Origin of the sequence: Shouchella rhizosphaerae, from assembly GCF_036700015.1 — a bacterium.
Classification (GTDB): Bacteria; Bacillota; Bacilli; order Bacillales; family Bacillaceae_D; genus Shouchella; species Shouchella rhizosphaerae.
Window position 1 is genome coordinate 401,611 of sequence record NZ_CP144921.1, and the last position, 18,483, is coordinate 420,093.

The following is an 18,483-nucleotide window of genomic DNA, read 5'->3' on the forward strand; positions in this document are numbered from 1 at the left end:
ATGCTGTTGTCGACATTTACTAACAGAATAGCTTGTTTTCGATTTATAATCCACCTTCGTTCGGGAATACTACTAGTCGATTCACCATTTTAAAGGGGGTTATTTCATTGAGCTTTAATTTGCGCAACGCGATTATGGCGAATATACAAGGCAGTTCCCAACAAGAAGTCGAAGCAACAATCGTCGATGCCATGGAAAGTGGCGAAGAAAAAATGTTGCCGGGACTTGGCGTGCTTTTTGAAGTCTACTGGAAACATGCAGATGAATCCCAAAAAGACGAGCTTTGTGCTGAAATTAGCAAAGGGCTTAATGAATAAGCGAGCAGGATTTTCCTGTTCGCTTTTTTCATAATCGTTTTAGTCAAGGACAGCAGCTTGTATAATAAACGGGCGTGCTGTCCCATACACTAGACTATTACAGTGGAAGGAGCGACCAATGGCAATGATTTTACGTTGGGGATTTTCTCTAATCGCACTCTGCTTAATTGTCTATGGACTCTTCTTTATGTTCGCTCACCCAATTGACCAATTTGGGTTAAGAGGATTTCGCCATTTTTTGTTTTTGCTTCATGTTAGCATTTTCTTATATGGAGTAGATATCGTCCGCAATGAGCTCACAAGATGATATTTTTGAATATTCTACATTCATCCGCTCATCCACACTACATTAAGCAAGATAGCGAGTATGAGCACACTTGCGCCAATTAAGAGCCACGGTGCAAGCTTCCACTTGCCAGTCTCCCCTTTTGCAAGAGACACCAAACTAACAATTGCGCTTGCCACTAGAACAACAACGGCAATGGTGCCGACCGCGCTCGTTGTGCTTGGCGAAAGTCGCAACGCATAGCCTGTAGTGAGCAAGAGTGCAAAGGCAATAAACAACACAAGCGAAATAATCGCGAGAAAGAATGACCATTTCCCGAACTTATTCATTCTGTTCCTCCCGTTTTTAAGCGAATGTGATGTTTTTAACCGTTTCCCCATCCAACCGTTTAATCAACTCAACGAGCAGTTTAACCGTGTTGTTGTAATCATCTCGATGAAGTAAACCTGCGTGCGTATGGATGTAGCGAGTTGCAATCGTAATCGACAAAGCCGGAACGCCATTGGCAGTTAAATGGATGGCGCCTGCATCGGTCCCTCCTCCTGGAATGGTGTCATATTGGAAAGGAATGTTGTTTTCCTCTGCTGTTTTCACAACAAAATCCCTTAGGTTTTTATGGCCAATCATCGAAGCGTCGTATAAAATAATTTGCGGGCCAGCTCCAAGCGTGCCTTCGCCCTTCGTATTCGGCGTATCTGCGCCAACACCAACATCAATGGCGAAGCCGATGTCTGGCTGTATCGCATGTGCGCTCGTTTTTGCCCCACGCAAACCGACTTCCTCTTGTATCGTTCCAACTCCGTAGACAACATTGGGGTGTTCGACGTCGTGTAATGATTTAAGGACGTCAATGGCGATGGCGCAGCCGATACGATTATCCCATGCTTTGGCCATCAACAACTTCTCATTTTTCATCACTGTAAATTCGCACACAGGCGCAATCGGGTTACCAGGCTTGACACCAAACTCTAGTGCTTCTTCTTTCGATGTGGCGCCAATATCGATAAACATGTCCTCAATCTCGACTGGTTTTTTCCGTGCTTCTGGGGACAGCACGTGGGGCGGTTGAGAACCGATAACACCAGGAATCGGCCCGTTGTCTGTGATGACTGTTACACGGCTGGCTAGCAAAACTTGGCCCCACCAGCCGCCGATGGTTTGGAAACGCACAAATCCTTTTTCATCAATGCTTTTCACCATAAACCCAATTTCATCTAAGTGGCCAGCGACCATAATTTTTGGCCCATCGGCATTGCCCGTTTTTTTTGCAATCAAACTGCCCAAATGGTCCGTTTCCACAGAATCGGCAAAAGGAGCAATATATGACATCATGACGTCCCGTGCTTCTTTTTCAAAACCGGAAACCCCGTTTGCATCAGTTAGCGCTTTTAGCATTTGCAATTGTTGATCCAAATTGTTCCACTCCTTTTATGAATTCCTTCCTAGTATAGCGAAAACACCAGCAGCCAACAAATTTTTAAAAGCCAAATAGAAACTTTTATTAATAAAAGTGAAACCTTTTTTGTTGCAGATCCGTATATATTGAAAACCATTATGCCAAAAAGGGGGTTTAGCCCGTGCTCGTCCTAATCTTCCGGCTACTGATAGTAGCTACCATTGTTGTCATTTCCTATAGTTTAATAAAATATACATTGCAGCCTGAACGAAAGCTAAAAAAAGCCCAGAACGCGCATCAGTTTTATTTTTTGGACGATAGCACGAATGTGCGCAAAAATTTCCAACTCACATTTAAAGGAATTATGTTTGAAGGAGAGAAGTATTTAGAGGCGACAAAGGAATCATTTGAAGTCGTTCGCGTTTATATAAAAGCAGATACAGATAGACTCCGCGGCTTAACTTTTTCTGACTTCCATTTTATTGAAGAAGAAGTCCTCTTACGTTATCCAGAGGCGACAATTGAATGGGCATCACCGATTAAAGAGTTTATGAAACAAGCAAAACAGCCTGAGGAGCGCTAGGATTAGCGCTCCTCCTGTACTGTCAACACATGTTCGCATACGTTGTGTTTTCGCAGCTCTTTGTTCCGACACAAACGTCAAGTTCTATTCGCTACTTCCCTTTCCTCGTCTAGCAAGTGAGATTGAGGATGGCGACTACCTCCATTCCTCGATCTATTCCGCTTTTCGGTAGCCAATGTTGGCCCGCACTTTCACTTCTGCGTATTTGGCATCGTCCCGTTTTTTAGACAACAACGTCCCTACTATGCCGCCGATAAAGCCAATCGGAACAGAAATAATGGCCGGGTTCGTTAATGTAATAAGCGGTTCCGCCGTAATAAATGCATCGCCTGTCGGCGATAGCACATTCGGGCTGATTGCAACGAGTATTAAAGCTGAGAACAAGCCTGACAACATTGCTGTTACGGCACCAGCCGTGTTGAACCTTTTCCAGTAGATAGTGTAAACAATAACAGGCAAGTTGGCGCTTGCAGCCACACAGAAAGCAAGGGCAACGAGAAAGGCGACATTCATATTTTGCGCAAACAGCGCCAACACAATCGATAGACCCGCAACTGTAACCGAAGCTATTCGCGCTGCCACAACTTGTTGCTTCTCCGTAATTTTTCCTTTTTTGATGATTTGCCCATAAATATCGTGGGCAAACGCCGAAGCGCCTGAAAGCACGAGCCCTGCTACAACTGCTAGAATCGTGGCAAAAGCGACAGCAGCGACAAAAGACATAAACAAATCGCCACCAAGACGTTCTGCTAATAATGGAGCCGCCATATTTCCAGCTGGATTGGCAGCCATAATATCGGTAGAACCAACAAATGCAGCAGCACCGAATCCAAGGAAAATCGTTAGAATATAAAAGATTCCGACAATCCAAGTTGCAGTAACAACGGAACTACGCGCTGTCTTTGCATCCTTTACGGTAAAAAAGCGCATCAGAATATGTGGCAAGCCTGCCGTCCCTAAAACGAGAGCGAGCATGAGCGAAATGGAGTCAAGGGGAGCTCTCCCTTGCATTCCAGGATGCAGGAACCCTTCTTCTTGAGAAGCGCCAACAGAGGCAAACATGTCTAATAGGTTAAAGTTAAACCGGACCAACACCATGATCGAAATCGCCGCAGTCGCGACCATTAGCAATGTAGCCTTAACAATTTGCACCCAACTTGTCGCTGTCATTCCGCCAAACAACACATAAATGGTCATCATAACGCCCACTAACAGCACAGCGTATGTATATGGAATTTGAAACAACAATTGAATGAGCGCTCCAGCCCCCACCAATTGGGCGATCATGTAGAAAATCACGATTGTAATCGTGCTCCCTGCAGCAACACCACGGACTTTCCTCGCATCAAAACGAGAATGGATCATGTCAGCAAGCGTATATTTCCCTAAGTTCCGAAGTGGTTCTGCCACCACAAACATCACAACCAAGTAGGCAACTAGATAGCCAATACTGTAAAAGAACCCGTCAAAGCCAAACAAAGCAATGGCACCGGCTATCCCTAGAAACGAGGCTGCAGACAAGTAATCACCTGCAATCGCAAGCCCGTTTTGCCAGCCAGTCAAACCGCCTCCAGCTGTGTAAAATTCACTTGCTGTCTTTGTCCGTTTCGCCGCATAGTAAGTGATGACAAGCGTCAGTATAACGATCGCTAGAAATAGTGAAATGACAGTAATGTTCATAAACCCGCCCCTTCTTTCCTGTCAGTGTCTTGCTCGCTTACTACCTTTTCAGCTAGCTTATCAAACCGCGCTGATTTTTTTACATACAAAATGCAAAACGTCCATGTCATAATAAATTGCGCAATTGCAAGCACCCATGCCCATGTGATTTCGCCAATAACCGGCGTTTCCAAAACAGTGGTATAAACGGCGAGTACTGGCAAGGAAAAGTAAAAGACCATAAAAAATAGAATACTAGGCACTAAAAACGCTTTTTTCTTTTTCATCAGCTCCGCAAAGGATGCGCTTTTCGTTATGCGCTCATACTCCGTTTCGCCTTTTTTTCGTGGCATACTGCTTCCCCTCCTACGTTTATCAGTATGTCATTATCATATGAAAACGCTACCATATTGTCAATTACAAACTTTCTGCAAATAGACTTTACTCATAAAACAACGTTGTTTTCAGTCGTATTCTTAAAATCGTGACGAACACACAAAAAAGCAGCCAATGTAATCGTTGGCTGCGTGTGTTTTTAGCTATTTAAGCTTTCTTTTGCTTTATCAGCAAGTTGAGCAAATGCTTTTTCATCGTTAACTGCTAGATCAGCAAGCATTTTGCGGTTAACGTTAATTTCAGCTAGCTTCAGGCCATGCATTAAACGGCTATAAGACAGGCCATTTAAGCGTGCAGCTGCATTGATACGCGTGATCCAAAGTTTGCGGAAATCACGTTTCTTCTGACGGCGATCACGGTATGCATATTGCAAAGATTTCATGACCTGGCCTTGTGCTGATTTAAAAAGCGTATGCTTCGAACCGTAGTAACCTTTTGCTAATTTTAATACTTTTTTACGACGACGACGAGCGACATAACCGCCTTTTACTCTTGGCATCGCAAATCCCTCCTTAATCTATCCGAACAGTTATTTTTTCTTGTATGTGAGCATTTGATGAATGCGTTTAAAATCTCCAGAATGCACAATTGCCGCTTTGCGGAGTTTGCGTTTTTGTTTCTGTGATTTATGGCGGAACATATGGCTTGTATAAGCATGTGAGCGCTTAAGCTTGCCAGTTCCTGTTTTCTTAAAACGCTTAGCAGCGCCTCGGTGTGTTTTCATTTTAGGCATAACGACGTCCTCCTTTAACTAATTCCTGCCCTTATTTCTCGGTTTTAGGTGCCATAACGAGAAACATGCTGCGGCCTTCCATTTTTGGGCGGGCCTCAATCGTTGCGATGTCCTCGCATTCTTTTGCGAGACGTTCAAGTACGTCACGTCCGATTTGTGAGTGCGTAATTGCACGACCACGGAAACGAATGGATGCTTTCACCTTATCGCCTTTTTCTAGGAATTTACGGGCATTGCGAAGCTTTGTATTAAAGTCATTGGCTTCAATCGTCGGACTTAAACGTACTTCTTTGATTGTAATAACTTTTTGATTTTTGCGCGCTTCTTTTTCTTTCTTTTGCTGTTCATAGCGATATTTCCCGTAATCCATAATCCGGCAAACAGGCGGTTTTGCATTTGGCGCCACACAGACAAGGTCAAGATTTACTCTTTGTGCCATTTCCAGTGCTTCATGCTTTGACTTGACGCCGATTTGGTCGCCGTTGGCGCCAACCAGACGTACTTCACGAGCCCGAATCCCTTCATTGACCAACATGTCCTTGCTAATAATGAGCCACCTCCAGTGGATTTTGTGATGCAGCTAAAGCAATTAACGCGTCTAAACGTGAAAAAAGTGTGGACGCACGGCACCCACACTTAATCAGCATTTTAACAAACTGACGGTTTCTAACCTGGCAACCAATGTCGTACAGGTGAGAAGCGGGCGCTTCTTCTTGCTCTATTAACTAACACAAGACGTATCTTACCATGGTGAATGGTTCCTGTCAATGCACGTTGCTGAATTTTGCCTGCATTATTCATATCGGAGTGATTCAACTGGATCTAACTTCGCCGCTTTATTGGCTGGCAATATGCCAAACAATATGCCGACCCCCAGGGAGAAAGCAGTCGCAATTAAGACAACCGTTCCAGACAAAACGACCTCCATATCAAATGCGTTGCCGATGAGCTGTACGAGCAGCGCCCCGAGCAAAATGCCTGCTGTCCCACCAAGCACGGTCAACACAATCGATTCAATTAAAAATTGAAACAGGATTTGTCCTCTAGTGGCCCCCATTGACTTACGGATACCAATTTCTCTCGTTCGTTCTGTCACTGAAACAAGCATAATATTCATGACACCAATTCCGCCGACAAGAAGCGAAATGCCAGCGATGCCACCAATAATGATCGTCATGACACGGGTAATCGTTGAATCTGTTTCCATAAATTCGCTCATATCATAGCTTTTGTAGGCATCAACTGTGCTGTGGTTTTCATTTAAAATCGCAGCTGCATCCACTACAGCCAATTCAACGTCTTCGACTGTTTCCGCCTTAATATGGATGGAGTCAAATCCATCACGGAAGAAAATTTGTTTCCACGTTTCATAGGGAAGCAACAATTGTTCCCTTTCATAGTTAATAATGCTGTCAGACGGCGCTAATACGCCGACAATTTCAATCGGATAAGCGCCAACTTTTACCGTTTGCCCGACAGCAGACTCGTAAGGAAACAGTTGTTCAGCCAGCACGGATGTAATGACGGCTTTCCTCGTTCCCGTTAAATAGTCGACTGGATGAAGCAAATTCCCTTCTAAAGCTTCATAATCGTAAAGATCCATATAGTGCATGTTGATTCCGTTAACTTCCGTTTCAACCTTTTCATCACCCGCCAAAATCGTCGTGTGTTCGGCACTAGAAGCGACGACCGATTGAACGGAAGGCAACGCTTGAATGTCTGTTACGTCTTGTTCCGAGTACTGCCAGAAGGCGTAAATGTTCGGATTTTCCTGTTCATCGAATTCCGATGGCTCGAAATAAATCTCACGAATGTTCTCTACGCCTACGATTTGTGCTTTTAATTTTTGTTCAGCACCTTGCCCAATTGCTACCACCATGATGACGGCAGCAACACCGATAATAATGCCAAGCGTTGTTAATAGCGCCCGCAATTTTTGGGCAGCAATCGAATGAAACGCCATTTTGATGTTTTCAATGATGTTCACAGGCCTCGTTCCTTTCCGGAAAACAAGCAGCTTATCAGGATGCTGTTGCCTCCTGGATTTTGCCATCCTTTACAAAAACAGTCCGGTCTGTTTTTTCCGCAATTTCCGTTTCGTGCGTAATAATCGAAATGGTTACCCCTTCTTCATTTAAACCACGGAGCAATTCCATAATCGACTCGCTCGTTTTCGAATCGAGAGCGCCAGTTGGCTCGTCCGCCAAAATAATCGACGGATTGTTGACTAGCGCCCTGGCGATGGCGACTCGTTGTTTTTGACCGCCTGAAAGGGAAGCAGGCTTGTATGTAGCACGGTCGCCGAGGCCCACTTTTTTCAATGCCTCATATGCCCGCTCTTTTCGCTCACTTTTTTTGATGCCGGCATATACCATCGGCAGTTCGACGTTTTTCCATGCCGAAAGCCGTGGCAATAAATGAAATTGCTGGAACACAAACCCGATTTTTTCGTTGCGGATCTTGGCAAGTTCTTTTTCGCTTAGTGTGCCGATCATCTGGCCATCAAGCAAATATTCGCCTGTTGTCGGTTTGTCAAGACAGCCAATGATATTCATTAGCGTCGATTTTCCAGAACCAGATGGGCCCATGATTGACATAAAACTTTCTTGTTCAATCGTTAAATCGATGGGAGCTAGCACTTGCGACCAAGCTTGCCCAACGCGGAACGATTTAGTCACCTGTTTGAGCACAATCATACCTCATCGTCCTCTTCAATAATCTCGCCGCCTTCAATCACTTCGCCTTCTTCTCCGTCAATTGGCGCTTCTAACGGTTCTTCCCCTTCTTCAAACTGTTCATCGACCCCGTCAAGCCCTTCTTCAAAGTCGCCATCTTCGTAAACGGCTGGCGTGACCGTCATGCCATCCTGCACTTCTCCCATGTAATCGAGAATGACCTCATCAGCTTCTGTCACGCCCTCTATAATCTCGATCGAATATTCAGTTGCAATTCCAATTTCAACGTCCCTACGTACAGCGATACCATCTTCATAAACATAAACAAATGAGGAAAACTCATCATATTGGATCGCTTCCATAGGCAAAGCAAGCCCTTCGTGTTCCATCGTTATAATTTCAGCATAAACTTGGTAACCTGGTCGGAGCTTGTCCGTATCGCCTTCGGTTATTTTAATTGTAACTGGGTATTGAGAGCTCGACGATTCTCCGTAAAATTCATCGCTTTCAGTTGGGAAATAAGAGACATCGACTACTTCCCCTTCCCAAAAACCATCTTCTACAGTATCAGATGTAATCATAACAGGATGGCCAGGCTCCACTTCGAGGGATTGCTGCTCGGAAATGTTGCCTGTAATCGTAAATTGGCTCGTGTCGGCCACTTCAAGCAACGCATTTGTCGCACTTTCACCGAGGCCTTCATTGCTTTCCTCTGCCGTGTCGTTTCTCTTAATGACCGTTCCTGCAATTTTGCTTTTCACGGTCAATTGTGCTTTTTGCTCTTTAATGCTTTCTAATTGGTTTTTTAGCCGCGTCAATTCAAACGCTTCTTCTTTTTTCTGTGCGGCAAGCTCAGCCAACTCAGCGTCAAGCTCAGCAACGGTCACGACCGGTTCAATTTCCGTTTTTTCACCTGTCTCCTCGTCCGTCTCATAGGTCGGTTTGACATCAGGCCCATTTTTACGCTTCTTCACATCCTCTTCTTGCTTTGAAAGTTCCGCAATCACCCCATTGGCTTTTTCAATTTGCAGTTCAACGTCCTGTTGCTCAAAATCAAGCTCAGATGTTTCATATTGGACGAGCGGCGTCCCTTCTTCGACTTCATCGCCGACATCGACTAATATTTCGAACCCGCTATGTTCAGCCAGTTCTGTCACTAACTGGCGATCGACTAACTCTAACTTCCCCGGAACCATTACCTTGGAGTCCATTACTTCATTCATCGGTGTAACCAAATCGACCGTGTATCCTGCCTCTCCGCCACCTGTTTCACGGGCTTTAGATAGTCCAAAATAAGTAAATGTGGCAATAGATACAACAACCACTCCACCAATGATTGCTTTTTTCATACTCAACGCAAAAGCCCCCCTAATAAATTGACAATTAACACCAATGCAAATATGCCCGCCCCAATCGCAATTGCTGGGAATTTTTTGAAGTTGGCTGTCTTAATGAGCCCCAGCGAAATAAAAGCAACAAACGCAAGCGTAGAGATTTCCAAGCTTTGTAACAGAGAATAGAATGGGTGTGTTTCATTGACAAACACAGATGGCGCCGTATAAATATAGCCGTACGTTCCGTTTGCCGCATTGACAATCATCAAATACAGAAAGCCAATGGCGCTTACGAGTGTGGCAAAAACAGTCATTGAATAAATTGCCTTATAGGGCGTCTGGTTGTTTTGCATTTTCGAAATCGCAAACAAGATAAGCGCAAGCAGAGGCGGTCCGGCAGCATAAGCAACCAGCATAATCATTCCAATTATAATTCCTGAAACGAGGCCATCTATGTTAAAGCTAGCAAACAGCGGCGCCTCTTCTTCATACATAGCATCCTCCATGTAGATTCCTTCTTCCATCATCATCCCATCCATGTCGCCGTCATAGGCAACCGCATCTAAGTCGATTAGCCCTCCTTGTCCAGTAAAAACGGGAAAAAGCAAGCCAAGTAAGACGAGGCATAGGATGATAAACATTGGAAAGCCGACGGACGGTTCCACTTTCATGCGCACAAACTGTTTACTTGGGTTAAAAAGAAAGGCGAAAATATTAGGCTTTTTTGAAAAAGCGAACTCTTCGGGCTGGTGTGCCTCCTTGAATTGTTCCATCTCTCGTTCTCCTTCGATAACTAGAAATTCGGTACATCTTCTATTTTTCTATTATACTGCTAAATACTAGAAAAACCAGGCACTTTATAAAAACTTTAGAATTTTTTGTTGGATAATCTCGTCGTTCTCAAGAACACGTTAGTCGAACGCAGTTGTTTGAAAACAAACCGCACGGTCAGAAGGCGCGCAGCTTTCTTTAGCCGCGCGCCCCTCGTATTCATTAGGATGATTCGCCAAGAATCGCCAACACGATCTCATCTTCAATGTGTCGAATCGTTTGGCTTTCGCCAATGAAATTATTCACCATAATCGTAAACAAATAGCTATCGCCGTCATTTGTCCTTGCATAGCCAGTTAAGCTTGATACCCCTGTAAGGGAGCCCGTTTTCGCTCTCACTTCCCCTTCTATCCCGCCTAAACGATTCCGCAACGTTCCGCCAACAAGCCGTTCTTTTTCTCCAGCCACTGGTAGACCATTGTAAAAATCAGTAAACCAATGCTGCTGCTGAGCGTGATAGAGCACGCTCGTTAAATCATTTGCTGCAACGAGCGTCTTATGGGACATGCCCGAGCCATCACGCAGTAATAAAGGACCGCTTGCCCCAAGCTGCTCGGTGCTTTCTGCGACAAGAGGCAATCCCGCATCCCAGCTCCCTTCTCCTTCTTTTACATAACCAATTTCTTTTACAAGCACTTCTCCATGTCCATTGTTGCTAAGCTTTAAAAACGGTACAAGCAGTTCATGCAAAGGCATCGACTCTCGTTCAGCTTGTTTCACTGCTTTTTTAGGCACGTACCCTATTGTCTCGTCCGCCTTTTTTATGTCAATCCCCGCATTGTTAAGAGCCTGCTTAAATACAGCAGTTGTATATTGAGCCGGCTCCCATACAGCTACCCAACTTCTTGTTGCGCTTGCCCCAATGGGCACATTGCCGGTGATGCGGATGTCCGCTTTGCCATGTTCTCTTTCTATTTTTAATGATTTCTGTTCTTCAGCTGCTACTGTCACTGCCTCATTTATAATCGGCACTGCTTTAACGTCAGGCTGCGTCGTGACAATTGGTTTTTGGCCTGCTTTTTTTCCCGGGGTCACTTCAACCAAGATGGTTCCTGCATCATAGTCGTCTGTCGGAGAAAGAGTCAATGCTGACACTTGCGCCCCTGTATAAAACGATTCATCTGACCAATTCAAATCTTGGGATAACCGTACGTCGTCATAGCGTGATTCATCGGCAATTATATCGCCATTTATTTTTTTGATGCCTTTGTTGCGCACCTCCTGTGCAAGCTCATTTAATTCTGCTTCCATGAGTGTAGGGTCGCCACCCCCTTTTATGTATACATTTCCATGGAGGACGCGTTTGCTTATTTTGCCGTCTGTAAACACGGTCGTTTTGAACGTATGGTCAGAGCCTAGCTCCGTTAAAGCAGCAACGGCAGTTAACACTTTCATCGAAGAGGCTGGATGGAGCAGCATGTTCCCATTGTGTTCAAACAACAGTTCATTGGTAGCGCCGTCCCGGACACTCACGGCAACAGATGCGCCAGCCAAACGTTCATGTTCCAATAGCGCAGCAATTTCATCTGCAAAATGTGGCGTTTTTTCTTTTGCCTGGAATGAGGTTGTAAGAGGAAATACAAGCAAGACTACCACAATCGCCAACAATGCTAAACGCCCATTCTTTTTCACTCGTTTCCCCTCCTATTAAGATGCTACGTTCAGTTTATTCCACTTTCTTTAAAATAAACCTAAAAAAGAAGCTGCCCTCTATAAAAAGAACAACTTCTACATGCCAATCATTATTTTTGTAAATCGAGCCAAGCAACTTCGTCAGCAGTTAATGCCAATGCTGCCCCTTTTGCACAAGACTGCATTTCTTGCTGATTTTGCGGTCCAATGATCGCAGCAGTAGGAAAAGGTTGGTTTAAGACATAGGCTAAAGCGACCTCAATTGTCGTTGCCCCTTTTTGTTTTCCTAACGCTTCTGCCCGGTCATAGCGCTGCCAATTGTCGTCATTGTAAAACACACGAACCAAATCTTCATTGCTTCGGTCATCCCGAGAAAAGCGGCCAGTAAAAAATCCACGTGCTTGGGAAGACCACGAGAACACAGGCAGCTTCGTTTCCACGTGCCATTCAATCGCTGTTTGGTCAAGGCTAATGCAGCCAGGCCAGTAAGGCTGTTGGGCTTTGGCAAGACTTAAATTGGGGCTGGAGAAAGAAAAACCAACAAGCCCATGTTTTTCGGCATATTCGTTCGCTTCGGCCAGCCTTGTTAACGACCAATTTGAACCACCAAACGCGCCTATCCGCCCTGCTTCTTTATGTTCATTAAGCCATTCTAAAATGGCGCCGACTGGCACTGTTGGATCATCGCGGTGAAGGGCATACAATTCAACTGCATCTGTTTGCAAACGGTCTAAGCTAATTTTTAATTGTTCGGCAATGTCGTGTTTATTAATCGTATGGCCCTTTTCATTCGGGTGGCCCCCTTTGGTTAACACATTCATTCGCGACCGGTTGCCAGCGTCAAGCCAGTTCCCAATAGCAACCTCACTTTTGCCGCCATTGTAAATAAATGCTGTATCAATTGTATTGCCACCGATCGAAACATACTGCTCAAGAATGTTGTTAACGGCCTCTTGATGATCTGGAGAAAAATAGTCACTGCCCATTATGAGGGCGGATACTGGCTTTGTTATGCCTTCGAAAGGGATTGCTTTCATTGTCACCGCTCCACTTCTATTCGTTTTCGTTCAAGTTGTGACTTCAAGCATGCGTCTAGCACTTTCATGTTTAACACAGCATCTTCTGCTGAAAAAGGCAACGGCTTTTCGTTGCGGACCGTTGCGGCAAACGCATCTGCCTGCAACGCATAGTGATCCACTGCATTGCCGCAAAAATGAGTGTGGCCATCGTTCGTATACAAATCATATCCATTTGCTTCATTAGTAAAAGCGGTTGGGATAGTAATCCGTCCTTTTGTACCAATAATTTCGGCTTCATCACGAAATGCGGCCCACATTCCACAATCAAATGTCAGGTAGCGGCCATTCGAAAATTCAACTAACCCTGCTGCTACCATATCGACTTGGTCATGGGAATCAGGCATAAAACTATGCATCGTCACTGCTTCGGGTTCCTCGCCAAAGACCAACCGCGCTAATGAAAGTGGATAGACACCGACGTCATAAAGGCCGCCGCCGCCATATGCTCGTTTCATACGGAAATTATCGAAAGCGCTTGCATTATTGAACGTAAATACAGCACGAATCCCGCGAATTTCGCCAATGTCGCCATTATCGATATGGGCTAATATGTCTTTGTACCGTGCTTGGTAACGGTACATAAAAGCTTCAGCGAGGACTACACGATGCTGCTCGCATGCCCCTTTCATTTCCTCGGCTTCCTCTGCATGTAAAGCAATCGGCTTTTCGCACAGGACATGCTTTCCGGCTTCGGCAGTTTTTATAACCCACTCCTTATGCAAGTGGTTTGGCAACGGAATGTAAACGGCTTCAATTTCCTCATCTGCCAATAGCTCCTCATAAGAACCATACGCTGTTTTAATGTCATGCTCAGCTGCAAATGCCTGGGCTTTTTCAAGTGAACGGCTCGCTATTGCTACCACTTCACCGCTTGCGGATGCAGCGATTCCAGGGATAATTGCTCGTTTTGCAATTGAAGCTGTCCCTAAAATGCCCCATTTCAAAGCTTCTGTATGCAAACTGCCATTCCTCCATTTCGTACAAATCTAAAAATTCTCCACTAGCTTAGCATAAATTCATAAGCATTTGCGCCTTTCAAAGCAATGTAACCAAATTGAAATAAACGTTCCAGCCACGGCTTGACCTAGCTGGAACGTTTATGCAGCCTTTATTTTCTCGCTTCTTTGCCAATCTCGTCGACAAAGACAGAGAGCGGTTGCGAAGAAGAGGCTTGCTCCCCATACTTACGGACATTTACCGCTTCAGCTGCCACTTCCTTGTCGCCAAGAACGAGCATATAAGGGATCTTTTGGATTTGCGCTTCACGGATTTTATAGCCAAGCTTTTCGTCACGGTCGTCGATCTCGACACGGACACCTGCTTGTTGCAGTTGTTCAATGACACGTTTGGCGTAATCCAGGTGGACTTCATTCGATACAGGAATCACTTGTACTTGGACAGGCGCAAGCCATGTTGGCAGCGCACCTTTGTATTCTTCTAACAAGAAAGCAACAAATCGCTCCATTGTTGAGACAACCCCGCGGTGAACGACAACCGGGCGGTGCAGCTTTCCGTCTTCGCCGACATAGGTTAAATCAAAGCGTTCAGGAAGGAGAAAATCAAGCTGAACAGTCGAAAGCGTCTCTTCTTTGCCAAGGGCCGTTTTTACTTGCACATCCAATTTAGGCCCGTAAAAAGCGGCTTCACCAATCGCTTCATAATATGGCAACCCTAATGTATCCATTGCTTCTTTTAACATCGCTTGCGCTTTGTTCCACATGTCATCGTCATCAAAATATTTTTCCTTGTCTTCTGGATCACGGTACGATAGTCGAAACTTATAGTCGTTTAAGCCAAAATCCTTGTACACTTCTTGAATAAGACGTACAACGCGAACGAATTCCTCTTTAATTTGATCAGGGCGGCAAAAAATGTGGGCATCGTTTAACGTCATTCCACGAACGCGCTGAAGTCCAGAAACAGCGCCTGACATTTCGTAACGGTGCATCATGCCCAGTTCAGCAATTCGCAGCGGCAATTGCCGGTAACTGCGCATGTCTTGCTTGTAAACCATCATATGATGGGGGCAGTTCATCGGCCGCAACACTAGCGTTTCATTGTCCATTTCCATCGGTGGGAACATGTCGTCTTGGTAATGGTCCCAGTGCCCAGACGTTTTATAGAGCTCAGAGGAACCAAGGATCGGCGTATAAACATGCTGGTAGCCAAGGCGCTCCTCTTTATCAACAATGTAACGCTCAATGATACGGCGAATCGTCGCTCCTTTTGGCAACCATAAAGGCAACCCTTGTCCTACTTTAGGTGAAAGCGCAAAGATACCAAGTTCCTTGCCAAGCTTGCGGTGATCTCGTTCTTTTGCTTCTTCGAGCAAGCGCAAATGTTCGTTTAGGTCGTCTTTGTTAAAGAATGCCGTTCCATAAATACGCTGCAACATTTTGTTTTTCGCGTCGCCGCGCCAGTAAGCTCCTGCAGTGGACAGTAACTTAAACTCTTTGATTTTATTCGTTGATGGCACATGGACGCCACGACACAAATCAAAAAATTCGCCTTGTTTGTAAATCGTGACTGTTTCTTCCTCTGGAATGGCTTCGATCAACTCTAGTTTATAAGGGTCATTTATTTCTTTAAAGCGGGCAATCGCTTCCTCACGGCTCACTTCTTCGCGTAGGATCTCTAAATTTTCGCCAATGATTTTTTTCATTTCTTTTTCGATCCGCGGCAAATCTTCTGCCGTAATCGATTCGTCGGCATCGATGTCATAGTAAAAGCCGTCCTCAATCACGGGCCCGACACCTAACTTAACACCTGGAAACAATCGCTTGACTGCTTGGGCAAGCACATGGGCTGTACTGTGCCTCATGATGTCTAATCCTTCGTCTGATCCTGCGACGACAATTTCAATGTTCCCATCTTCAGGAAGTGGCGTTTTCAAATCATACAATGTCCCGTTTAGTTTTCCAGCCAATGCTTTTTTCTTTAATCCTGGGCTAATAGAAGCAGCAATCGCTTCAGTCGTCGTTCCAATTGGAAATGATTTTACCGTTCCATCAGGAAACGTAAACATTCGTTTGTCCGTCATACTTCATCTTCCTTTCGCATTAAAATAAAAAACACTCGCCCCTTAATCGAAGGGACGAGTGTGGTTTCGTGGTTCCACCCTACTTACATGCTCTACATACAGATAACGGCTGCGGGCCGGCGCTGGATACTGTCATTCCCCAGGGCAGTTCAAAGGTGGTCACAATCGAGTCGCGTTTAGGGGTCCCAGCCTATGCCCCATTCTCTAAAAAACGCCTTACTTGAATGCGGTGTCCTTATCATCACTTTTCATACAGCCATTATACAAAAAACAAAGCTAAAAATGCAAGCTTGTTCGTTGTAATCGTTCAATGGCGTTCTTGCAAAGGGAAAATCGTCAGCCGTTCTTGGAAGATCGCTTGAATCGTTAAAATGACCCCATGGTCTGGTTCATCTGTAAATACATGGACATGCCCTGGAGCCATGCTAACGAGCGGGCTAATGACCATTTCAGAAAAATCAAGGCCTGTTTCAAATACAAGTTCTTGCTTTAAATAATAAGCCATTTCTTCAGCAGTCAACTCCCGGAAATGTTCATCATAAAACGTAAACATGTCCTTGTGAACGAGGTAAACCATTGGCAACCGTGCAGGTGTGATACGGATATAATGGCGCAAATTTTCAACCATTGCCTGGTAATCTTGTTCCATTAAATATTCGTCAATCGCAAGCTCGATACAATCAATTAACATTTCTCCATATTCTTTTAGCCGGAATGTCAGAAATGGTTCGTAATAAAATGTCGTATCCGGGTTGAGGTGTGAGGCGAAGGCGTCATATAGAAATGCACGTCTATCAAAATGCGGCTTAACAGATGGGATATCATTCCGATCCCCTTGAAGAATCGCTTGGGCAATGGCGACAATTTGCTGCTTTTCCTCTTCGTCGGTAAAGTAAAAAAGGTTTTCAGCAATGTCCATTAACCATTCATCTTCCTTTGTTTCTATGACATATTCCGCAAAGATCGAGGCCAAAAAAGGATGGAACGACTCATAAAAATCGACGTCTTTGTTTTCATAACGGACGGTGATCGTCGCTTCACTGTTTTTTTCCACTGCCCCGCCAAAACCATATGGCTTATAGGTTGCCATATAGCCCCTCAATTCATCAAACAGGCGCGAGCAGTTGCCGCGCTCTTCAAAATGAATGGCAATCACGCATGACTCCCCCTAACATATCAAAACCTTACCTAAAGCTCACTAGAAGCCAGACAGGCTTATTATCAATTTATGTTGGTGGCACAAAAACATGCTAATTGCATACAAAAAAGCTCCGGAGTCGCTCCGGAGCAATCGGGTCAATTTTGCATGATAAAGTCTTTCTCAACGTTTTCGTCATTGGAAAACGTTCTTAATATCTCATATTTTGTGTTACGTTGGGCTGGTATTTTTCCAGCTTCGCGAATCAATTTAAGCGTCAAATTTGAATTGACTTTGTGTGTCGTATTTGCAGCAGATACGACATTTTCTTCCATCATGGTGCTACCAAAATCGTTACAGCCAAAATGAAGCGATTTTTTGCCGACTTCAGGGCCCATTGTCACCCAGGAAGATTGGAAATTGGCGATATTATCGAGGAAAATCCTTGAAATCGCTACGTTTTTCAAATAATCTTCTGGCGTTAATTTTTTCAGCCTTCTTAACCCTGTATTTTCCGGTTGTAGCAGCCAGGAAATGAAGGCCGTAAAACATTCTGTTTCGTCTTGGGCATCACGAACGCGTTGCAAATGCAAGGCTCGTTCTTCAAACGATTCACCGAAGCCAATGACCATTGTGGCCGTACCAAACATGCCAACTTTCTTCGCTGCCTTCATCGCATCAAGCCACTGATCGGCTGTCACTTTTAAACGGCTGACGCGCATCCGTGTCTCTTCCGTCAAAATTTCAGCGCCTCCGCCAGGCATACTGTCAAGCCCCGCTTTGTGGAGTTCCCGAAGCACGTCTTCAATCGACATGTCCATCACTTCAGCGATTTTCCAGATTTCCGCAGGGGAAAAGGAATGCATCCAAATATCTGGAAAACGTTCTTTAATGCCTTTTAGCAAGTTTGTATAGTAATCAAGCTTTAAGTTAGGGTTGGTTCCGCCCTGCATTAATATTTCTGTCCCGCCAACGTCTTGTGTTTCCTTGATTTTTTGAAAAATGACTTCATCATCAAGAACGTAGCCGTCTTTATGGTTAGGCGGTCGGTAAAAGGCACAAAACGAACAATATGTATCGCAAAAGTTCGTGTAGTTCACATTGCGACCGATCACAAATGTCGTTATTGGCTCAGGGTGCCATTTTTTCATAATCGTATCAGCTGCTTTGCCAAGTTTATCGAGATCGTCGCTCTCGTAAAGCTTAACGGCATCGGCCATCGAAATGCGCTCGCCGTTTACTGCCCGTTCTAATATGGCATCTATGCTCATTGTTGTACCCCCAAGCACAAGTAATCTAGTATTCTCTATACATCGTACCATAGTTATCCTTAAACATCCAATGACCAAGCATTGCTCTAAAACCTTACATACGTCGCTCGTGA

At 44.7% G+C, this 18,483-nt stretch carries 20 protein-coding genes and 1 other annotated feature; of the genes, 3 read left to right on the forward strand and 17 right to left on the reverse strand.

Annotation, left to right across the window (positions count from 1 at the left end; all coding sequences use genetic code 11):
* Positions 1-107 precede the first annotated feature (107 nt).
* Together sspI and V5G21_RS02225 are read left to right on the forward strand one after the other, a co-directional pair.
* Positions 108-317 carry a small acid-soluble spore protein SspI gene (sspI, locus tag V5G21_RS02220; RefSeq protein WP_011247525.1) on the forward strand — a complete coding sequence of 70 codons (210 nt, stop codon included), beginning with the start codon at positions 108-110 and terminating at the stop codon, positions 315-317.
* Between the two features lie 118 nt (positions 318-435).
* Positions 436-624: a hypothetical protein gene (locus V5G21_RS02225; RefSeq protein ID WP_035201869.1), complete on the forward strand. Its 189-nt coding sequence runs from the start codon at positions 436-438 to the stop codon at positions 622-624.
* A gap of 20 nt (positions 625-644) precedes the next feature.
* Here the strand turns inward: V5G21_RS02225 and V5G21_RS02230 are convergent, their stop codons facing one another.
* Together V5G21_RS02230 and V5G21_RS02235 are read right to left on the reverse strand one after the other, a co-directional pair.
* Positions 645-932, reverse strand: a complete 288-nt coding sequence (locus tag V5G21_RS02230) for a hypothetical protein (protein WP_095294493.1) — start codon at positions 930-932, stop codon at positions 645-647.
* A gap of 16 nt (positions 933-948) precedes the next feature.
* Positions 949-1,998: a M42 family metallopeptidase gene (locus tag V5G21_RS02235; RefSeq protein ID WP_338465512.1), complete on the reverse strand. Its 1,050-nt coding sequence runs from the start codon at positions 1,996-1,998 to the stop codon at positions 949-951.
* 182 nt (positions 1,999-2,180) lie between these two features.
* Between V5G21_RS02235 and V5G21_RS02240 the strand changes: the two genes are divergently transcribed.
* The gene (locus V5G21_RS02240) at positions 2,181-2,582 is read left to right on the forward strand and encodes a hypothetical protein (protein ID WP_011247527.1); all 402 of its coding nucleotides are present in this window, start codon (positions 2,181-2,183) and stop codon (positions 2,580-2,582) included.
* Positions 2,583-2,735: 153 nt separating this feature from the next.
* Here the strand turns inward: V5G21_RS02240 and V5G21_RS02245 are convergent, their stop codons facing one another.
* The 15 genes from V5G21_RS02245 to mqnC form a co-directional block, all read right to left on the reverse strand.
* The gene (locus V5G21_RS02245; protein WP_011247528.1) at positions 2,736-4,262 is read right to left on the reverse strand and encodes a solute symporter family protein; all 1,527 of its coding nucleotides are present in this window, start codon (positions 4,260-4,262) and stop codon (positions 2,736-2,738) included.
* Positions 4,259-4,594, reverse strand: coding sequence for a DUF485 domain-containing protein (locus tag V5G21_RS02250; RefSeq protein ID WP_011247529.1), 336 nt, complete (start codon positions 4,592-4,594; stop codon positions 4,259-4,261). Before V5G21_RS02250 ends, V5G21_RS02245 begins: the two co-directional genes overlap by 4 nt.
* Before the next feature lie 182 nt (positions 4,595-4,776).
* Positions 4,777-5,136 (reverse strand): 50S ribosomal protein L20, encoded by a 360-nt coding sequence (rplT, locus tag V5G21_RS02255; RefSeq protein WP_011247530.1) that lies wholly within the window; start codon positions 5,134-5,136, stop codon positions 4,777-4,779.
* Positions 5,137-5,166: 30 nt separating this feature from the next.
* Positions 5,167-5,370 carry a 50S ribosomal protein L35 gene (gene rpmI, locus V5G21_RS02260; RefSeq protein ID WP_011247531.1) on the reverse strand — a complete coding sequence of 68 codons (204 nt, stop codon included), beginning with the start codon at positions 5,368-5,370 and terminating at the stop codon, positions 5,167-5,169.
* Between the two features lie 31 nt (positions 5,371-5,401).
* Positions 5,402-5,905, reverse strand: a complete 504-nt coding sequence (gene infC / locus V5G21_RS02265; protein WP_011247532.1) for a translation initiation factor IF-3 — start codon at positions 5,903-5,905, stop codon at positions 5,402-5,404.
* A gap of 66 nt (positions 5,906-5,971) precedes the next feature.
* Positions 5,972-6,091 (reverse strand) — a sequence feature (ribosomal protein L20 leader region).
* A gap of 72 nt (positions 6,092-6,163) precedes the next feature.
* The gene (locus tag V5G21_RS02270) at positions 6,164-7,357 is read right to left on the reverse strand and encodes an ABC transporter permease (protein WP_011247533.1); all 1,194 of its coding nucleotides are present in this window, start codon (positions 7,355-7,357) and stop codon (positions 6,164-6,166) included.
* A gap of 34 nt (positions 7,358-7,391) precedes the next feature.
* Positions 7,392-8,066 (reverse strand): ABC transporter ATP-binding protein, encoded by a 675-nt coding sequence (locus V5G21_RS02275; protein ID WP_011247534.1) that lies wholly within the window; start codon positions 8,064-8,066, stop codon positions 7,392-7,394.
* Positions 8,063-9,394, reverse strand: a complete 1,332-nt coding sequence (locus V5G21_RS02280) for an efflux RND transporter periplasmic adaptor subunit (protein ID WP_011247535.1) — start codon at positions 9,392-9,394, stop codon at positions 8,063-8,065. Before V5G21_RS02280 ends, V5G21_RS02275 begins: the two co-directional genes overlap by 4 nt.
* A 2-nt stretch (positions 9,395-9,396) precedes the next feature.
* On the reverse strand, positions 9,397-10,152 hold the full coding sequence (locus tag V5G21_RS02285; RefSeq protein WP_011247536.1) for a YIP1 family protein: 756 nt from the start codon (positions 10,150-10,152) through the stop codon (positions 9,397-9,399).
* 220 nt (positions 10,153-10,372) lie between these two features.
* The gene (gene dacB / locus V5G21_RS02290; protein ID WP_011247537.1) at positions 10,373-11,842 is read right to left on the reverse strand and encodes a D-alanyl-D-alanine carboxypeptidase/D-alanyl-D-alanine endopeptidase; all 1,470 of its coding nucleotides are present in this window, start codon (positions 11,840-11,842) and stop codon (positions 10,373-10,375) included.
* Between the two features lie 110 nt (positions 11,843-11,952).
* A complete protein-coding gene (locus V5G21_RS02295; RefSeq protein ID WP_035201875.1) occupies positions 11,953-12,879 on the reverse strand; it encodes an aldo/keto reductase in 927 nt (308 codons plus the stop codon).
* A gap of 2 nt (positions 12,880-12,881) precedes the next feature.
* Positions 12,882-13,880 carry a Gfo/Idh/MocA family protein gene (locus tag V5G21_RS02300; protein WP_035201877.1) on the reverse strand — a complete coding sequence of 333 codons (999 nt, stop codon included), beginning with the start codon at positions 13,878-13,880 and terminating at the stop codon, positions 12,882-12,884.
* A gap of 149 nt (positions 13,881-14,029) precedes the next feature.
* On the reverse strand, positions 14,030-15,961 hold the full coding sequence (gene thrS, locus V5G21_RS02305) for a threonine--tRNA ligase (protein WP_011247540.1): 1,932 nt from the start codon (positions 15,959-15,961) through the stop codon (positions 14,030-14,032).
* Positions 15,962-16,268: 307 nt separating this feature from the next.
* Positions 16,269-17,117 carry a putative sporulation protein YtxC gene (gene ytxC / locus V5G21_RS02310; RefSeq protein ID WP_011247541.1) on the reverse strand — a complete coding sequence of 283 codons (849 nt, stop codon included), beginning with the start codon at positions 17,115-17,117 and terminating at the stop codon, positions 16,269-16,271.
* Between the two features lie 140 nt (positions 17,118-17,257).
* Positions 17,258-18,370, reverse strand: coding sequence for a cyclic dehypoxanthinyl futalosine synthase (gene mqnC, locus V5G21_RS02315; protein ID WP_035201881.1), 1,113 nt, complete (start codon positions 18,368-18,370; stop codon positions 17,258-17,260).
* Positions 18,371-18,483: the final 113 nt, after the last annotated feature.